The 15,171-nt window shown below is 56.4% G+C and carries 13 protein-coding genes; 7 read left to right on the top strand and 6 right to left on the bottom strand.

Going from position 1 to position 15,171, the window contains the following annotated elements:
• Positions 1-74 precede the first annotated feature (74 nt).
• A complete protein-coding gene (locus tag L1D43_RS19225) occupies positions 75-599 on the bottom strand; it encodes a TonB-dependent receptor (RefSeq protein ID WP_239854087.1) in 525 nt (174 codons plus the stop codon).
• Between the two features lie 183 nt (positions 600-782).
• On the opposite strand from L1D43_RS19225, the gene L1D43_RS19220 reads away from it, so the two are divergent.
• A complete protein-coding gene (locus L1D43_RS19220; RefSeq protein WP_239854085.1) occupies positions 783-2,033 on the top strand; it encodes a mechanosensitive ion channel domain-containing protein in 1,251 nt (416 codons plus the stop codon).
• On the opposite strand, the gene L1D43_RS19215 is transcribed toward L1D43_RS19220, so the two are convergent.
• A complete protein-coding gene (locus tag L1D43_RS19215) occupies positions 2,030-2,653 on the bottom strand; it encodes a LysE family translocator (protein WP_239854083.1) in 624 nt (207 codons plus the stop codon). The genes L1D43_RS19220 and L1D43_RS19215 overlap by 4 nt on opposite strands.
• A gap of 76 nt (positions 2,654-2,729) precedes the next feature.
• The gene (locus L1D43_RS19210; RefSeq protein ID WP_239854082.1) at positions 2,730-3,281 is read right to left on the bottom strand and encodes a lysophospholipid acyltransferase family protein; all 552 of its coding nucleotides are present in this window, start codon (positions 3,279-3,281) and stop codon (positions 2,730-2,732) included.
• 105 nt (positions 3,282-3,386) lie between these two features.
• Here L1D43_RS19210 and L1D43_RS19205 point away from each other — a divergent pair, with 105 nt between their 5' ends.
• Positions 3,387-3,809 carry a nuclear transport factor 2 family protein gene (locus L1D43_RS19205; RefSeq protein WP_239854080.1) on the top strand — a complete coding sequence of 141 codons (423 nt, stop codon included), beginning with the start codon at positions 3,387-3,389 and terminating at the stop codon, positions 3,807-3,809.
• On the opposite strand, the gene L1D43_RS19200 is transcribed toward L1D43_RS19205, so the two are convergent.
• Positions 3,806-4,612, bottom strand: coding sequence for an NRDE family protein (locus tag L1D43_RS19200; protein WP_239854079.1), 807 nt, complete (start codon positions 4,610-4,612; stop codon positions 3,806-3,808). The genes L1D43_RS19205 and L1D43_RS19200 overlap by 4 nt on opposite strands.
• A 61-nt stretch (positions 4,613-4,673) precedes the next feature.
• Complete coding sequence (locus L1D43_RS19195) at positions 4,674-6,290, bottom strand: metal transporter (protein WP_239854077.1); 1,617 nt, start codon at positions 6,288-6,290, stop codon at positions 4,674-4,676.
• Between the two features lie 228 nt (positions 6,291-6,518).
• Here L1D43_RS19195 and L1D43_RS19190 point away from each other — a divergent pair, with 228 nt between their 5' ends.
• The 3 genes from L1D43_RS19190 to L1D43_RS19180 all read left to right on the top strand — a co-directional run bounded on the left by L1D43_RS19190 (position 6,519) and on the right by L1D43_RS19180 (position 12,764).
• Positions 6,519-7,112, top strand: coding sequence for a YhgN family NAAT transporter (locus L1D43_RS19190; protein WP_239854075.1), 594 nt, complete (start codon positions 6,519-6,521; stop codon positions 7,110-7,112).
• A 203-nt stretch (positions 7,113-7,315) separates the two neighbouring features.
• Positions 7,316-9,514: a trehalase family glycosidase gene (locus L1D43_RS19185; protein ID WP_239854073.1), complete on the top strand. Its 2,199-nt coding sequence runs from the start codon at positions 7,316-7,318 to the stop codon at positions 9,512-9,514.
• Between the two features lie 388 nt (positions 9,515-9,902).
• Positions 9,903-12,764, top strand: coding sequence for an immune inhibitor A domain-containing protein (locus L1D43_RS19180; RefSeq protein ID WP_239854071.1), 2,862 nt, complete (start codon positions 9,903-9,905; stop codon positions 12,762-12,764).
• Positions 12,765-12,795: 31 nt separating this feature from the next.
• Here the strand turns inward: L1D43_RS19180 and L1D43_RS19175 are convergent, their stop codons facing one another.
• On the bottom strand, positions 12,796-13,362 hold the full coding sequence (locus L1D43_RS19175) for a chorismate lyase (protein WP_239854069.1): 567 nt from the start codon (positions 13,360-13,362) through the stop codon (positions 12,796-12,798).
• Between the two features lie 174 nt (positions 13,363-13,536).
• On the opposite strand from L1D43_RS19175, the gene L1D43_RS19170 reads away from it, so the two are divergent.
• Together L1D43_RS19170 and rlmF are read left to right on the top strand one after the other, a co-directional pair.
• A complete protein-coding gene (locus tag L1D43_RS19170) occupies positions 13,537-13,944 on the top strand; it encodes a flagellar basal body-associated protein FliL (protein ID WP_239854067.1) in 408 nt (135 codons plus the stop codon).
• Positions 13,945-13,989: 45 nt separating this feature from the next.
• Positions 13,990-15,165, top strand: a complete 1,176-nt coding sequence (gene rlmF / locus L1D43_RS19165; RefSeq protein WP_239854065.1) for a 23S rRNA (adenine(1618)-N(6))-methyltransferase RlmF — start codon at positions 13,990-13,992, stop codon at positions 15,163-15,165.
• Positions 15,166-15,171 lie beyond the last annotated feature (6 nt).

Below are 15,171 nucleotides of genomic sequence, written 5' to 3'. Positions count from 1 at the left end.
CGGTTTGTCTGTGGTCACTAGCATAGTCAAACTCGGTGGAAATTCCTATATGCCGAGATCGCGAATAGGGGATTTTAGTTGCTATAGCCCAGGCTGAAGAGCGCCGACTGGCTGGCGGAGTCATAGCCTAGGCCCAATACCAGATGACGACCGACCCGGTAGCGTACACCGAGTTCGCCGCCCCAGCGGGTCTCCCGCTCCGTTTCCCAGGTGGGTTTGCCGTCGACGATGCGCGGCGAGATATTATTGGTGTAGGAGTATTCCTGGGTGTAGGCGCTGGCGCCGCCATAGAGACTGAGATGGTCTGTGAGTCCATAGCTGAGGCCGAACCGCCACAGCTTGTCCTGGGCATAAGCCTCGCTAGGAGCCTCGACTTCTATGTCCCGTTTCTGGCTCTGGGCATAGCCGAGATAGTAGCCCCAGTTGGCATAATTCCTGTCATAATGGCTGGGTGCCAGGGTGATACCATAGAGCGCCGACTCGGCCGGAATATAATCCAGGGTGATGGCCGTCTTGGGGCTTGGCCCCTGGGTTTGGTCTGCCGCCAACAGGGGGCTGGCGCCGACGAGTAAGACGGCGCCGAGTAGAGGCTTTAGCATAATTTTCTCCATCATCACGGGACAATGGATTGTTGAGAATCTCTGTATTACAGTCAATTGGATAGGCTAAAATAGCTTTTAAAATAGGTAGTTGTATCGCTTTTGTTGGTGTGCTGAAATGGCCTTGTTGCATGGTCTTTAGCGGTTTTGTCACCTAAGGTGAAATAGCAAGGAGAGAGAATTTTGGATCAAGAATTACGCTCGCAGGTGTCGCTCTGGTTGACCCACTTTGGCATAGATAGCCCAGCGGACGGAGTATCGACCGGCATCATGGTGTTTGCCTGTCTGCTGATCGCCTTCATAGGTTATGTGGTGGTAAAACGCGGTGTGGTGAGCACCATGAACATAGTGATCCAGCGGTCTAAGGTGCGTTGGGACGATATCTTCATGCAGCATAGAGTGCTGGAGAAGCTGGCTAAGCTGGTGCCCGCGCTGATCCTCAACATCCTGCTGCCGCTGGCTTTGGTGGAGCATCCGCTACTCAGCAGCCTGGCGGACAGACTGCTGGATGTGGCGATCGTTATCCTCTTCGTGCGCGCCGTCTTCAGCGTGCTGGACGCGGGTAACGAGATCGCCGACGTCAACATGATCAGTCGTCGTCTGCCGATCAAGAGTTTCGTGCAGCTGCTCAAGCTGTTCATGTTCTTCGTCGCCATCATCATCTCCATCTCGGTACTGGCCGAGCAGTCGCCGGTCTACTTCCTCAGCGGCCTGGGTGTCGCCACGGGTCTGGTGATGTTGGTGTTTAAGGACACCATATTGGGTTTCGTGGCCGGCATTCAGCTGGCGGCCAACCGCATGGTCAGTCCGGGCGACTGGATCCAGATGGATAAGTATGGCGCGGACGGCGCGGTGGAAGAGGTCTCTCTGACCACGGTCAAGGTGCAGAACTGGGACAAGACAATCACTATGATCCCCGCCTACGCCCTGGTGTCCGACGCCTTCAAGAACTGGCGTGGCATGTCTGAGTCGGGCGGCAGGCGTATCAAGCGGGCGGTGAATATCGATATCGACTCCATCGCCTTTCTCAGTGATGAACAGCTCAAACGTCTGGGTAAGATCAACCTGCTCAAGGATTACCTGGCCCGCAAAGAGGCGGAGATCACCGAGTTCAACGCCAATATTCAGGATGGTGACATGCCGGTGAACAGCCGCAACCTCACCAATGTCGGTACCTTCAGGGCCTATCTGCTGGAATATATGCGTAAACACCCTAAGGTGCATCAGGAGATGACCCTGCTGGTGCGTCAGCTGGCGCCGACCACCGAGGGGCTGCCGATCGAGATCTATATCTTCACCAACGACACCCGCTGGGCGGCCTATGAGGATATCCAAGCGGATATCTTCGATCATATCTACGCGATTCTGCCCCAGTTTAACCTGCGCGCCTTCCAGGCACCGACCGGCGCCGATGTTCGGAGTCTTAAGGGTTAGTCTCGGGTAACCAGTATGGCGGCCAGGGAAAGAAACACGCCGCCGCTGGTGCGGTCGAACCAATGCAGGCGGTTGCTGGCCCTGAGTTTAGGCGCCAGCACATTGGCCATGCTGGCGTAGATCATCACAAAGCTAAAGTCCACCAGGGCCCAGGTGAGCGCCAGTATGGCGAGCTGAGGCCCCTGGGGTGCCGCGATATCGATAAATTGCGGAAACAGGGCGCCGAAGAAGAGCAGATCCTTAGGATTGCTGATCCCCACCAGGAAGGCCTCTTTAAACATCTGCCTCGGCGACCCCTTGCCCTTAATATGTTGCAGGTCCAGCCCCTGGGCACTGGCCTTGGTCAATATCAACTTGATCCCCAGGTAAATGAGGTAGGCCGCGCCGCAATATTTGAGCAGGGTAAAGCCATACTCTGTGGCGCTCAGCAGGGCACCCAATCCGGCGGCGGAGGCAAACATCAGCAAGAGGGCCGAGCTGACACTCCCCAGGGCGGTCGCCAGGCTACGTACCTTGCCGAAATGGATCCCATGGCTCATGGACAATACAGCCATGGTGCCGGGTGAGATGGCGATCAGCAGGATAGCCGCCAGGTAGAGTAGCCAGGTATCTAAGTTCATCTAAAGATTGTATACAAAATGAGGTGTGGCCGCACTATAACCAGTGCGACCGGGTTTGGCAATCTGTTAGGTACTCTTAGGCGTGGTAGTCGGGGATGGCTTTGGCGTGGCGCCCCTTGATGCTGCGGTAGAAGTCGAGGATCTGCGGCATCTGCTTGTCGATATCGCCTGTGACGCTTATTGCCTCGGGGATCACCACTCGCTTACCGGCGAAATCCAGCGCTACCGTGACTATGGGCACCTGTGCCTTGCTGGCGATATGGTAGAAGCCCGTCTTCCAGCGTGTGACCGGGCTGCGGGTACCTTCAGGTGCCAGGGCCAGCTTAAACTGGGGGTCTTGTTGAAACAGCAGCGCCACGGCATCGACCAGGTTGTTGCTCTTACGGCGATCGACAGGGGTGCCGCCGATGGCACGAAACAACCAGCCCCAGGGGGGAATAAACAGCTGATGCTTGCCGAGGAAGTGGATCTTCTGTCCCAAAGCGCCCCGGGCCAATACGCCTATGATGAAGTCCCAGTTGCTGGTGTGGGGGCCGACGATGGCGATATATTGAGGCGCCTCGGGGAGGCGACCGTCTATGGTCCAGCCGCTGAGTTTGAGAATTGCTTTACACAAAGATTGAAACATAAATTAGGCTCTACTGAATCGGTCTAACGAGGCATTTTTATAGGGAAGATAATGCCTTACCATTATTATATACTATACCCTAATGCCTCCCATCTGGAGATGATGATGCTTAAAAATGGATGGATTTTACTGATCTTGCTGCTGGGACTCCCGGTGCAGGCGGTGCCGACGGACGATATTGCCAATATTCTGCGCCAGCAGGAAGCTGCCTGGAATCGCGGCGATCTGGATGCCTACATGCAAGGCTATTGGCAGAGCGACAAGATGCGCTTCGTCTCAGGCAACAAATTCCGCTATGGCTGGGCCGAGACACTCGCGGCCTACAAGAAGAACTATCCCGATAAGGCTACCCTTGGTCAGCTCAAGTTCACCATAGAAGAGACCAAGATGCTCAGCAACTATGCCGCCGTCGTCGTGGGTCGCTGGCAGCTGACCCGGGTCAAAGACAAGCCTAACGGCGTGTTTACCCTCTTGGTGGAGAAGATAGATGACAAGTGGGTGATCACTCATGATCACTCTTCGGATTAGGCAAATTCCGGCGATTCATTATCCGTGGCGGCCTCATTCTCGGGGCCTGTCTCAAACTTAAACACCTGCCTGCCCAGATTTCTCCCCTTACCATCGTACCTGACCTCGACAAACTCGCACCTGCCCTGTCTGTCTCGCAGCAGGATGGAGGTCGAACGGGTGCCATATTCCGGATGCTTGATATAGATGGAGGAGAGTAGCCGCTCCCACTCCAGGGCGACGCCGGTTTGTGGCAGATCCTCATCGGGCGCCTGTCGCTCGTCGGTCATTATGGTCAGCAGAGCCTGAATGTCTATCTCGCCGCTTCGACCGATCTCCTGCTCTAACGCCTGTGTCCCCTTGGCCATCTTGGGCCAGATATCGTCTAGGGCGCCATTGCTGATGGCATGAAAGCCAGGTGACAGCGGCTTCACCGTCTTGCTGATGCTGTGATAGCAGTAGAGATCCATGTCTTTGCCGAACAGCAGATTGAAGGGGTTATAGTGCTGGCTGTGCTCCATGAGCCAGGGCGTGGTCATGGTCTGGGATTGTGTCAGCGCCCTGATCACCAGATCGCCCCGGCTATGGCGGTTGGCCTCGTGCAGCTCGGGTGCACGAATATTGGTGAGCGCGGCGATTTCGCCTTGCCGATTCACCCCGAGCCAGCTGCCTCCGGCCTCGAGATCTTTACCCGCCAACAGTTGCTTGTCCGGCGGCCAGAAGTGCGCCGGCTCCGTGGGTCTGTGGTGAAACTCGTCCCGGTTAGCACAGAGGATTAGGGGATACTGGGGATGTACTTCCAAGGCGACGAAGAGAATACACATTGATGGCTCCAGAGGGGGCGTTTGTCTTAACTTAGCCCCCCGTGGCGAGAAAAGCTATCCCCTAGTGCTGGCCGTGGTCATGTTCGTGGTGATGTGTGTGCTTGTGCGTATGCCCGTGTTGATGCTCATGGCTGTGATTATGCTCATGGCTGTGATTATGCTCATGGCTGTGAGCATGGGCCTTAGGTTTCCAAAGCATGATGCGAGCCATAAACTTACGCGGACCCAGCCGTAGCAGGCTGGCGGCAAACAGTATGGCGACCAGTGCTAGGCTCAGCTGGTTGACCGTCTCGGGCAGGCTGAGCAGCCGGCTCCACTCAGGGATCAACCAGTGGGTGCCCAGCAGACAGAGGCCGATTACCCCTGTGAGCGCCAGACGTTGTGTCCAGTCCATCAGCTTGAGCTGCGACAGGTTAAAGACCGGGGCCGCCAGTAGCACCAACATCACCGCCTCCATGGTCCAGCCACTGTAGGCCAACGCCAGAGCCAGCACCGCGCCGCCTAGGTTACAGAAACGCATCGGCAGAAGCAGCAGGAGCAATACGCCCACCTGCACCAGAGGTGAGGTGAGGGGCACAGACGGATGGCCGATCAGATTCGCCAGTATCAGGCTGAGGATGATCCAGGGGGCGCTGCGATCCACTAGGTGGGCGAAGCCGAAGCGCCAGGCCGAACCCGGTAGCCCCTGATGGGGATCTGTCGGTTCGACTCGGGTCATGGTGAGTAAGATCCCCACGAGTGTCAGGCCGATCAACTGGATCAGTGCCAGGCTAGGCCCCAGCAGCAAGAGGGTGATCACCAGGGCTTCTGGTCCCGCCAGGCGTTGCAGCCAGCGCTGGCTCAGGCGCTCATGGTGAGGCGATAGGCCAAACAGATAGCGCATCGCCGCCAGGCTATAGCTCAGCAGTAACACGGGAGCCAGGGTCAGCATCCAGTCGAGCAATTGTTCGCTGCTGTGGCTATGCTCGTGATGGTCATGGCCGCCGGAGTCGAACGCCAGCAGCACAAACAGCAGGGCGATACCCAGCAGGCTGCCGATGCCGGCCTGATACTCATACTTGCCTTGTTTGTCGTCAACGATGTGGCCATGGGGCTGATGCAGCACCACGTGCAGAATCGAGCCGGTGACGAAGGCCTGCAGATAGACAGTGTTGTCCAAGCTCAGCTGTGCCAGCAGCTGTTCGCCGGCAAAATAGCCCACACCGGTCAGCAACATCATGCCGCCCAGTACGATGGAGGCCCAGCGACTGCCAACCTGAGGCTTGAGCAGCCACCAGATCGCCAGCCCTACGGGCAGACGATGCAAGATAACCCCCAGGGCCAGCAGGCTGGAGTTGCCGTCCTGTTGGGCCAGCACCATGGCGCCGCCATCCGTGAGGGTATGCAGCAGCAGGCCACCAATGCCCAGGGTGAGGGTCAGGTTGTGGGTGACCTCAGAGTAGCGGTGAAACAGGCGCTCGCTCAGGGTGGGTCCCCAGAGGCCGACGACTACAAATAGCAGGGAGAGAAAGCCACCGTGTTCCAATAGCTCGGGCAGAATATGGATCAGTACCAGGCCGCCCAGGGAGACGAAGATGAAGCCATCCAAGCCTTTATGCAGACCTGTCCCCGTCGTAAAGAAACGATAGAAGAGTGGGCCTAGCAGGAGTGCAATACAACTGGCGACAAGATAGTACATATACGTGTTAACAAGGGAGCCTAGAAAGCCAGCTAGTATACCAGTCTTATGTCTGCCAATCGAACAAATAACCCGAGTGGCAAAAGAATTTACATGGTGTGTTTTGGACGGCGTGCCCGGTGATGGCTGAAAATCCTTGGCCTAGTGTCGATTTTGTTATCTTAGCTACTGATTAATATTGTCATTAAGTTATACAATATAGATTCAACTTTTGACGAATATTGAGTTATGGATATCTTTTCTGCCGCGGTAATGTTGTTTTTGATTATGGATCCCCTGGGGAACTTACCCATTTTCGCCTCGATTCTTCGTCATATCGAACCTAAGAAGCGGCGCAAGGTGTTGGTACGTGAACTGCTTTTCGCGTTGATCATCATGATGCTCTTCCTGTTCGCCGGTGAGGCGATTCTCAGCTTCCTAAACCTGAGATCCGAGTCGGTCAGCATAGCCGGCGGCATCATACTCTTCCTGATCGCCATTAGGATGATCTTCCCACAGCCCGGCGGCGTGGTGGGGTTGGCGGCGGGTGAAGAACCCTTCATCGTGCCCATGGCGATTCCCCTGATGGCGGGTCCGTCCGTGTTGGCGGCGCTTATCCTGCTGGCCCATACCGACAGCTCGCGGATGATGGACTGGACCATAGCCCTGTTTGCTGCCTGGGCGGCCAGCGCCGTGATTCTGCTCTTCTATAAGCTGTTTACCAAACTCCTGGGCGAGAAGGGGCTGACCGCGGTGGAACGCTTGATGGGCATGGTACTGGTGATGATCTCAGTGCAGATGTTCCTCGACGGCGTGGCCAAGTATATCGCCCACGCCAGCTAAGAAAATCTAAGATAAGGGTTAGGCACTCGCCGAACTGGCCTGCGCTTAACCCTTCTGGCGCGTCTAGCGAACTCCTTATCACTTGTCTGAAATTCAATGACTAAGGGCCAACACTCAGCCTGAGAAGAAGAGATCTCCTTGCATCTGGCAAGCGACTCTGGAATGATTTGAATATTGTATTCAATTAACTCTTGAGTGATCCCATGACGCGTCTGCCTGCGCTATCTGCTCTCCGTCTCCTGCTGCTTTCTCTGTCTCTTCTCTACTCTCTGTGCTCTGTTTCTGCGGCGCAGGCCAGCGAGTATCGGGATCTGCTCAATTATCGGGGTACGCCCAGCACCATGGAGCAGCGTGACCAGCAGGGCAACCTGACGATTCCCGCCGTCTACATGGATCTGGGGGCCTGGCATGGCTTTCATCTGCCCGATACGCCGACTTACTATGGCAGTTTTACAGGCCCGTTGTTTATCGCCCAGGAGTACAGCCTGCATCTGAGCGATAGCCTGCAGAAACTGCAGCTGATCTCGGGGGAGACGGGTCAGGGGGTGGATCTGGCCAAGGCTGAAAGAGTGGAGATCTACAGCGAGCCCTGGGGATTGATGCAGCGCTTCGGTTTCGACGAGTTGGAACTCGAAACCTCCCTGGCCTATAGCGACAAGCGCACCGCCATCATCTCGACCAAGCTGACTAACCTGAGCGATACGCCGCGTGCCTGGCGACTGAGTTGGTCGGGCAGCCCCTTTGCCACACATCCCAAGCTGGCCCAGTATCGCCTGATCGACAAGCGGCTGTTGTCCGAGCGCGCCGTCACCTGGCAGTTTACTCCTATCGACCAGACCTGGCAGATGCAGCTCGATGATGCCAGCTATCGGCTGCAGTTTGAGCAGGCGATAACCATATCGACCCAGGGATCTCAAGGCTATCGCGCCGACAGCCAGATGTTGACCCTGGCGGGGGGAGAGACTGTGACTCTGCGCGCCGCCCAGCGTTATTTTCATACTCAGGCTGAGGCCAAACGCGCCGGCGAGCTGGACTGGGCTCGGGTGACCGAGCAGCTCGCGGTCAATCAGGTTCGTTGGCACAATCGTCTCGATAATTTGATTCGCGGCGGCGGCCTTAAAACCAGACGCCTGGCGGCCAAGAGCATGATGACTCTGCTGCACAACTGGCGTAGCCCGGCGGGCGCCCTGCTGCATGACGCCGTCACCCCATCTGTGACCTATAAGTGGTTCAACGGTGTCTGGGCCTGGGACAGCTGGAAACAGGCGGTGGCGCTGGCGCAGTTCGATGTGGCGCTGGCCGAGTCGAACTTGCTGGCGATGTTTGACTATCAGTTTGATGCCAAGGACCCGCTGCGCCCCGAGGATGCGGGTAACCTGCCCGACGCCATCTTCTATAACCCCGATGCCAGCCGCGGCGGCAAGGGGGGCAACTGGAATGAGCGTAACGGCAAGCCACCATTGGCGGCTTGGGCCGTATGGCAGATCTACCAGCAGAGCCAGGATAAGGCGTTGATTACCAGGCTCTACCCTAAGCTGGTCGCCTACCATGAATGGTGGTATCGCAATCGAGACCATAACCACAACGGCCTGGCGGAATATGGCGCCAATCGACATCCTCGCCATGGTGAGCCGGGTAAGCCGGACAGGGAGGCGGTGATCGAGGCGGCGGCCTGGGAGTCGGGCATGGATAATGCGCCGCGCTTCGACATGAACGACCAGCTCCAGGTGCTGGAAAATTATGATGCAAAGGGGCGACTGCTGGGTTACTCCATTTCTCAGGAGTCGGTGGATCTCAACAGCTATCTGTATGCGGAGAAGGGCTATCTGGCGCAGATGGCCGAGGTGTTGGGGCTGGGTAGCGAGGCGGCCGTCTGGCGGGAGCAGGCCGCGCGACTGGGGGAGCGGATCCGCAGCGAGTTCTTCGATGCGCAGAGCGGCTTCTTCTACGACAAACGCCTCGATGGCGAGAATTCGCGTCTGATGCTTGCCGAGGGCAAGGGCGTCGAGGGTTGGTTGCCGCTGTGGGCAGGCGCTGCCAAGAAGGCTCAGGCGGAGCGGATGATCGCCAGGCACCTTGGTCCGGAAAGCTTTGGAACTCTGATCCCTTTTCCTACCGTGAGCGCCGATAACCCAGCCTTTGCTCCGAGACGCTACTGGCGCGGCCCCGTCTGGCTGGATCAGGCGCTGTTTGGCCTGCAGGGAGTCTCCCGTTATGGCCACGACGAGCTGGCGCGGCGCTTCGCCACCCGGCTGGTGAATGAGGCCGAAGGTGTACTGGGTGATGGGCCCATACGGGAAAACTATGATCCTCTGACCGGGGACGGGCTGCACTGCACCAACTTTAGCTGGTCCGCCTCTGTGTTGCTGCTCATCTATCGCAGCTGGCTCAGCACTGATTGAGGCAGAGAGAAGAGATAAGAGATAAGCGTGGCGTGGCGATTGCCCGCGCTTCTCGCTTTTTTGCCGCTGGCCTATACCTCTTTAGTGAAAAATAGCACTTTTACTCTACTCTACAGGGAAAAATACTGTTAATGTCTTGTAGTGGACCTTGGGTGTTGTTGTTACGTTTGCCTCTATGTGGGCGTTAACACCCGTCTGGCCGAGTCTCCGGCCGCTTAACTCACGCGTTTTTTATGTCGATTATTATTGGCAATCTAAATGCCTATAGCGATGAGTTAGCCCCCTTCCCAAGTCCCCACTAAAATTATCTAAGTTAGGCAGCCTTAGGGTCACCCAGCGGGGAAGGCGTTCCGTTTGGGGATAAAAACAGGCACAAGGAATTTTTAGCATGAAGAGACAGTATTATGCCGGTGCGTTGTCCGGATTGAGCCTCTCCCTCCTGCTGATTGGCGCGTCGGCAAATGCCGCCCCGATCACCATGAAGGAAGTGACTGGCGTGGCCGACGCCGGGGTGATTAACGAGCAGCAGATCCTCTATTGGCTGGTGAAGCGTGGTGAGTTGGCAGCCGATGCCAGCGAGGAGGAGAAGCGCGCCGCGATTAAGGCCTACACCCAGAGAGCCAAGGGCTATCAGGAGAAAGGCGGTCTGGTACAGGCCAAGCTAGAGTCGCAGCAGAGCCTGCGTCAGAAGGCCCAGCAGAAGGCGCGGGTGATGTCCTTCGTGACGCCACAGGCGGACGCCGATGTGACCAAGACGGTTAAGGTGCTGGGCGTGTTGATCGACTTTCCCGATCTGCCTCACGACAACAACCGTCTGACGGCTTCCGATACGCCCATGTATTATGCCAGCTATCCGGTATCCCATTATCAGGAGCTCATGTTCTCGACGACCGGCTTTACCGGCCCACAGGGGCAAAACCTGCTGACAGGGTATCAATATTATCAGGCGGAATCTGGCGGTAGCTTCTATTTCACCGGTAAGGTCTATGGTTGGTATACCGCCAACCAGAATGCGGCCTATTACGGGCAGAACGATCCGAATAGCGATAATGACGACAAGGCGGTGCCCGAGCTGGTGAAAGAAGCCGTGACCCAGGCATTGGCAAGCATGACACCTGCCGAGATCGCCTCGTTCGACGTGGAAGATCCCTATGATCTCGACGGCGATGGCAACCTGAATGAGGCCGATGGCGATATCGACCATGTGATGCTGTTTCATTCCAGCATAGGCGAAGAGGCCGGTGGTGGTGTGTTGGGCGATGATGCCATCTGGTCTCACAGATACTTTGTCTATGAAGGTAACTCGCCTGGCTATGAGATCCCAGGTACAGGCAAGAAGGTTTTTGGCTACACGGTTCAGCCCATAGATGCGGCCGCCGGTGTGGTTGTTCATGAGTTTGGTCATGATCTCGGCCTGCCCGACGAGTATGACACCAGCAACAGCGGCGACGGCTCGCCCGTGGGCTCCTGGTCTATCATGTCTGGCGGCAGCTGGACCGGGGATATCCCTGGCAGTGAGCCGACCGGCTTTAGCCCCTATGCCCGCTCTTATCTGCAAAACAAGTACAAGGGTAAGTGGATCAACGAGACACAGGTGGATCTGGCCGCTATTCCAAGCGGTGGACAGGAGGTACAGCTGACCGAGGCGGTCAATGCTAATCAGGTCAACCAGATCGCTATTCCGCTACCTGCGAGCAATATTCCCTTCAAGCAGCCCTATGCCGGCAGCTATCAGTACTATTCGGGTCAGGGTAATCTGCTGAGTACCGCTGCCTCCTTTAGTCTGGATTTCCCCGCGAGCAGCAGCCTGACGCTGAAGATGAAGGCGCACTGGAGCATAGAAACCGACTATGATTATGTGCAGGTCAAGGTGGGTGATGTGGCCTTAGTGGGCAACAAAACCAAGGCCAGCAATACCATCAATAATGCCAAGAATATCATCACGGGCAAGTCTGCCGATGTGGCGGGCGCCGAAGGCAGCGATGCCTGGGTGGAGCTGAGTTTTGATTTAAGTGCCTATGCGGGCAGCAATGATCGCCAGATCAGTATCGTCTACTTTACCGATGAGGCCGTGGGCGACTATGGTTTCGTGTTCGATGAGCTCAAGGTGCTCGATGGCACGACCGTGATATACAGCGATGGTGCCGAGGAGCCAGATACCATGACGCTGAATGGCGGCTTTGCGCGCATCGACAATACGCGTCCGGGTAAACCGCGTCGCTACCTGGTGCAGCTGCGCAGTTACAATGGCGTCGATGTCGGCTTGAAGAGTCATGCCTATGAGCCAGGGGTGCTGCTCTGGTTGGAAAACTTCAACGAGTCTGACAACAACTCCAGCACCCATCCGGGCAGCGGCCTGATCGGCGTGGTCGATGCCGACCAGATGCTTATCGGCACTAATGGTACGGCGACTCAGATCCGTGACGCCACCTTTAGCCTGTATGATCAAGGCAGCTATTTTGGTGACGATCATCTGGCAGCCAACAGCCTGTTCGATGACAGTCAGGACTATAGCGCCCCCCTCAAGCCACAGTCGGGCATCATATTGCCACAACTGGGCTTGACCATGGAGGTCGTGACTCAGAGCCAGGATTCCAGCAGCGCCAAGGTACGCTTCGAGTATTCGGGCACTGTGACGCCTCCGCCAGCGCCAGAGGCATTGAGTGCTTCGATAGCTAAGACACAAGAGGGTGCGAGCGTCAGCTTCAGTGCCAATGTGAGCGGTGGTGATGGTAACTATCAGTATGCCTGGGCCTTCGGTGTCAGCGGTGCAGGGAGTACCTTAGCGGCGCCTACTTATGTGTATCAGGCATCGGGCACCTATCAGGTAACCCTGACGGTGACAGATGGCGCGGGTGAGTCGGTGACGGCCAATACTCAGGTGGCTGTGGTGATCAAGCCCGTGGCCGACTTTAGCTATAAGGCCAGCGACTTGACCGTGACCTTCAGCAACCTGTCGAGTCAGGGGGGAGGTACCCTGAGTTATGCCTGGAACTTCGGTGATGGGCAGACGAGCACGGCCGCCTCGCCGACACATACCTATGGCGCGGCGGGTAGCTATACAGTGACTTTGACGGTAACCGATGAGGCCAATAATCAGGCGAGTAAGAGCCTGACGCTGACGGTGACTGCTCCCGTGGTGCAGCCGCCAGTTGTTCAGCCGGAGACTAAGCAGGACTCTGGCGGTGGTAGTTTAGGCTGGTTAAGCCTGTCGATGCTGATGCTTTTGGGATTACGCCGTAGAAGCTAAACAAAAAAACGCCTCATTAAGAGGCGTTTTTTTAAGCCAGCCGGTCGATGAGCTGGCGTGCCTTGGGGAGGAAGATCTCACTGACGATAAGCTGCTGTGCCCCGTGGCTGAAGTAGCGTCTGCGACCCCACAAGGGATGGTGACTCTCCTGTTCCAGGGAGTCGATCAGGCTGGCGAGAGAGTCGCAGGCGGTAAACTCGCCGACCTCTATCTTGCCCGGAGTAAAGTCGCCACTGGTAAACAGCAGCTCGCCAAGTGGGCGGGTGCCAAGGGAGAGGAAGTTATCCTGGGCGCTGTCCATCATGGCGCCAGGCACTAAGGTACGGGCGAAAACCCAGGGAATGCCGTCGAGACAGAGGAGCACTTCTCTAATCCAGGCTTGTCCTTGGTGGGGCAATTCGCCCGGGAAGGGAGGCAGCATGGCTTCGCCTAACACCTTGACCTCAAATTGGGTGCAGTGAGACTTGAGTTTTTGGGTTAAACTACCGGAAGCTAATAGCCACTCCCTAAAAGGGCTGGGTGGCAGCTGGGGAATTTGATCCGGTGAATGCCATTGAATGGATTCACCATAGGGGAAGCTTAACCTGGTCACACTCATTAAATTCTCGGTACAATACTCAAAAACGTCAGCAGTTTATCATGACGAGGCTTTGATGTCGGTAATTAAAGCCTTGAGTACTAAAGCATCTAAGTATTGGTGCCGTTAATAAGGTATCGCCTGGCTGAAAAACGAGTGTTGACCATTAAATCATGAACGGAGTATTCGTCTAATATGAAAAAGTTTGCGCTGCTGTGCCTCATGCTAGTGACCAGTGTACTGAGCCTGGGGGCATTTGCCGAAGAGGAAGAGGTGGTCGACACCTACGCCTATTACGGTTTCGAGCCCGATATTGTGACTAATTATATCTCCAATCGTAAGAAGCTGGGGTTTGTGAAGATCAGTGTCGAACTCATGGTCAAGGTGCCGGAAGATCTGATTGTGCTTGAACATCACGACCCGCTGCTGCGCGCCGCCATCATAGAGATCCTTGGAGCGCAGACGGAAGATAAAGTGAAATCTCTGACCGGTAAGGAGGAGATCCGCCGCGAGTGCTATGACACCCTGAATCGACTGCTGGAGCTGGAGATTGGCAAGCCGCTGATCGTCAACCTGCTGTTTACTAAATACCTGTACGATTAATGCTTTATGGGCTGCATGCTATTGCGTGCAGCCGGGATCCCCTTCATGACCCAGTCTCCCAAGCCCCCGCGCCCCGGTGCAAGAAAGTCTGCCTCTCAAGCGTCACCATCTAGGCCTGCTAAGGCATCAAAGGCAGCTAAGCCGTCTAACTCAGTTAAGGCATCAAAGCCAAAGCAAAAAACAAAGCCCACATCAGGTAAGACGCCTCGTCAGCCCAAGGGGCTACATGAGCGAAACCTACACGCCGAGGGTTATGACTTTAACGCGCTGATGAAAGCCACGCCGGCGCTTAAGCCCTATGTGCGCCCTAACCCCTATGGCAACCTGTCGATTGACTTTGCCGACCCCAAGGCGGTGAAACAGCTCAACCTGGCGCTGCTCAGGTTGCATTATGGGCTGAGCTATTGGGATATACCCGAGGGGTTTCTCTGCCCGCCGATTCCGGGCCGTGTGGACTATCTGCACTATCTAGCGGATCTGCTGGCCGAGTCCGTCCCTGCGCGTAAAGGCGCTAAGCCTAACGAGGCTAAGATGGCTAACGTGGCTAATGCGACGAAAGTGCCCAAGGGAGAGCGGGTGGTCGCCCTGGACATAGGCACAGGTGCCAATGGCATCTATCCCCTGCTGGGGCATCAGGTCTATGGCTGGCGTTTCGTGGCCAGTGATATCGACCCAGTGTCTCTTGCGAACGTTGGTGAAATCATCGCAAATAATCCGCAACTGGCGGGCAAGTTGAGCCTGCGCCGGCAGTCAGACCCAAAACAGATTTTTACCGGTATCATCACGGCCGAGGACAGGTTCGATCTGACCCTATGTAATCCCCCCTTTCATGCCTCTTTGGCGGAGGCGAGCAGAGGCAGCGAGCGCAAGCTGAAGAACCTGGCAGCCAACAAGCGAGCCAAGGGACATGAGGTCGCGAAGGGGCAGGAGAAGCTCAACTTCGGCGGTCAGAAGGCGGAGCTCTGGTGCGAAGGTGGCGAACTCGCTTTTCTTAGCCAGATGATCCGCGAGAGCCGGGAGTTCGGCTCGCAGTGCCTCTGGTTTACTTCCTTGGTGTCGAAGAAGGAAAACCTCAAACCCTGCTATCGTCTGCTGGAGCAGGTAGGCGCCAAGCGGGTAGAGACGTTGGAGATGGCCCAGGGCAACAAGCTGACCCGGGTGCTGGCCTGGACCTTCCTAACGCCTGAGCAGCATCGCCTCTGGAGTCAGTATCGCGTTTAGTCGAGC

The sequence above is a fragment of the Shewanella sp. Isolate8 genome, assembly GCF_022398495.1.
In the GTDB taxonomy this organism is placed as follows: Bacteria; Pseudomonadota; Gammaproteobacteria; order Enterobacterales; family Shewanellaceae; genus Shewanella; species Shewanella aquimarina.
This window is presented reverse-complemented; position numbering and strand designations above follow the sequence as displayed.

Bases quoted from the DNA above. Each gene is read 5' to 3' on its own strand.
- L1D43_RS19185 (WP_239854073.1), top strand. From the start codon at position 7,316: ATGACGCGTCTGCCTGCGCTATCTGCTCTCCGTCTCCTGCTGCTTTCT.
- L1D43_RS19215 (WP_239854083.1), bottom strand. From the start codon at position 2,653: ATGAACTTAGATACCTGGCTACTCTACCTGGCGGCTATCCTGCTGATC.
- L1D43_RS19170 (WP_239854067.1), top strand. From the start codon at position 13,537: ATGAAAAAGTTTGCGCTGCTGTGCCTCATGCTAGTGACCAGTGTACTG.
- L1D43_RS19195 (WP_239854077.1), bottom strand. From the start codon at position 6,290: ATGTACTATCTTGTCGCCAGTTGTATTGCACTCCTGCTAGGCCCACTC.
- L1D43_RS19205 (WP_239854080.1), top strand. From the start codon at position 3,387: ATGCTTAAAAATGGATGGATTTTACTGATCTTGCTGCTGGGACTCCCG.
- L1D43_RS19200 (WP_239854079.1), bottom strand. From the start codon at position 4,612: ATGTGTATTCTCTTCGTCGCCTTGGAAGTACATCCCCAGTATCCCCTA.
- L1D43_RS19210 (WP_239854082.1), bottom strand. From the start codon at position 3,281: ATGTTTCAATCTTTGTGTAAAGCAATTCTCAAACTCAGCGGCTGGACC.
- L1D43_RS19175 (WP_239854069.1), bottom strand. From the start codon at position 13,362: ATGAGTGTGACCAGGTTAAGCTTCCCCTATGGTGAATCCATTCAATGG.
- L1D43_RS19225 (WP_239854087.1), bottom strand. From the start codon at position 599: ATGCTAAAGCCTCTACTCGGCGCCGTCTTACTCGTCGGCGCCAGCCCC.
- L1D43_RS19190 (WP_239854075.1), top strand. From the start codon at position 6,519: ATGGATATCTTTTCTGCCGCGGTAATGTTGTTTTTGATTATGGATCCC.
- L1D43_RS19180 (WP_239854071.1), top strand. From the start codon at position 9,903: ATGAAGAGACAGTATTATGCCGGTGCGTTGTCCGGATTGAGCCTCTCC.
- rlmF (WP_239854065.1), top strand. From the start codon at position 13,990: ATGACCCAGTCTCCCAAGCCCCCGCGCCCCGGTGCAAGAAAGTCTGCC.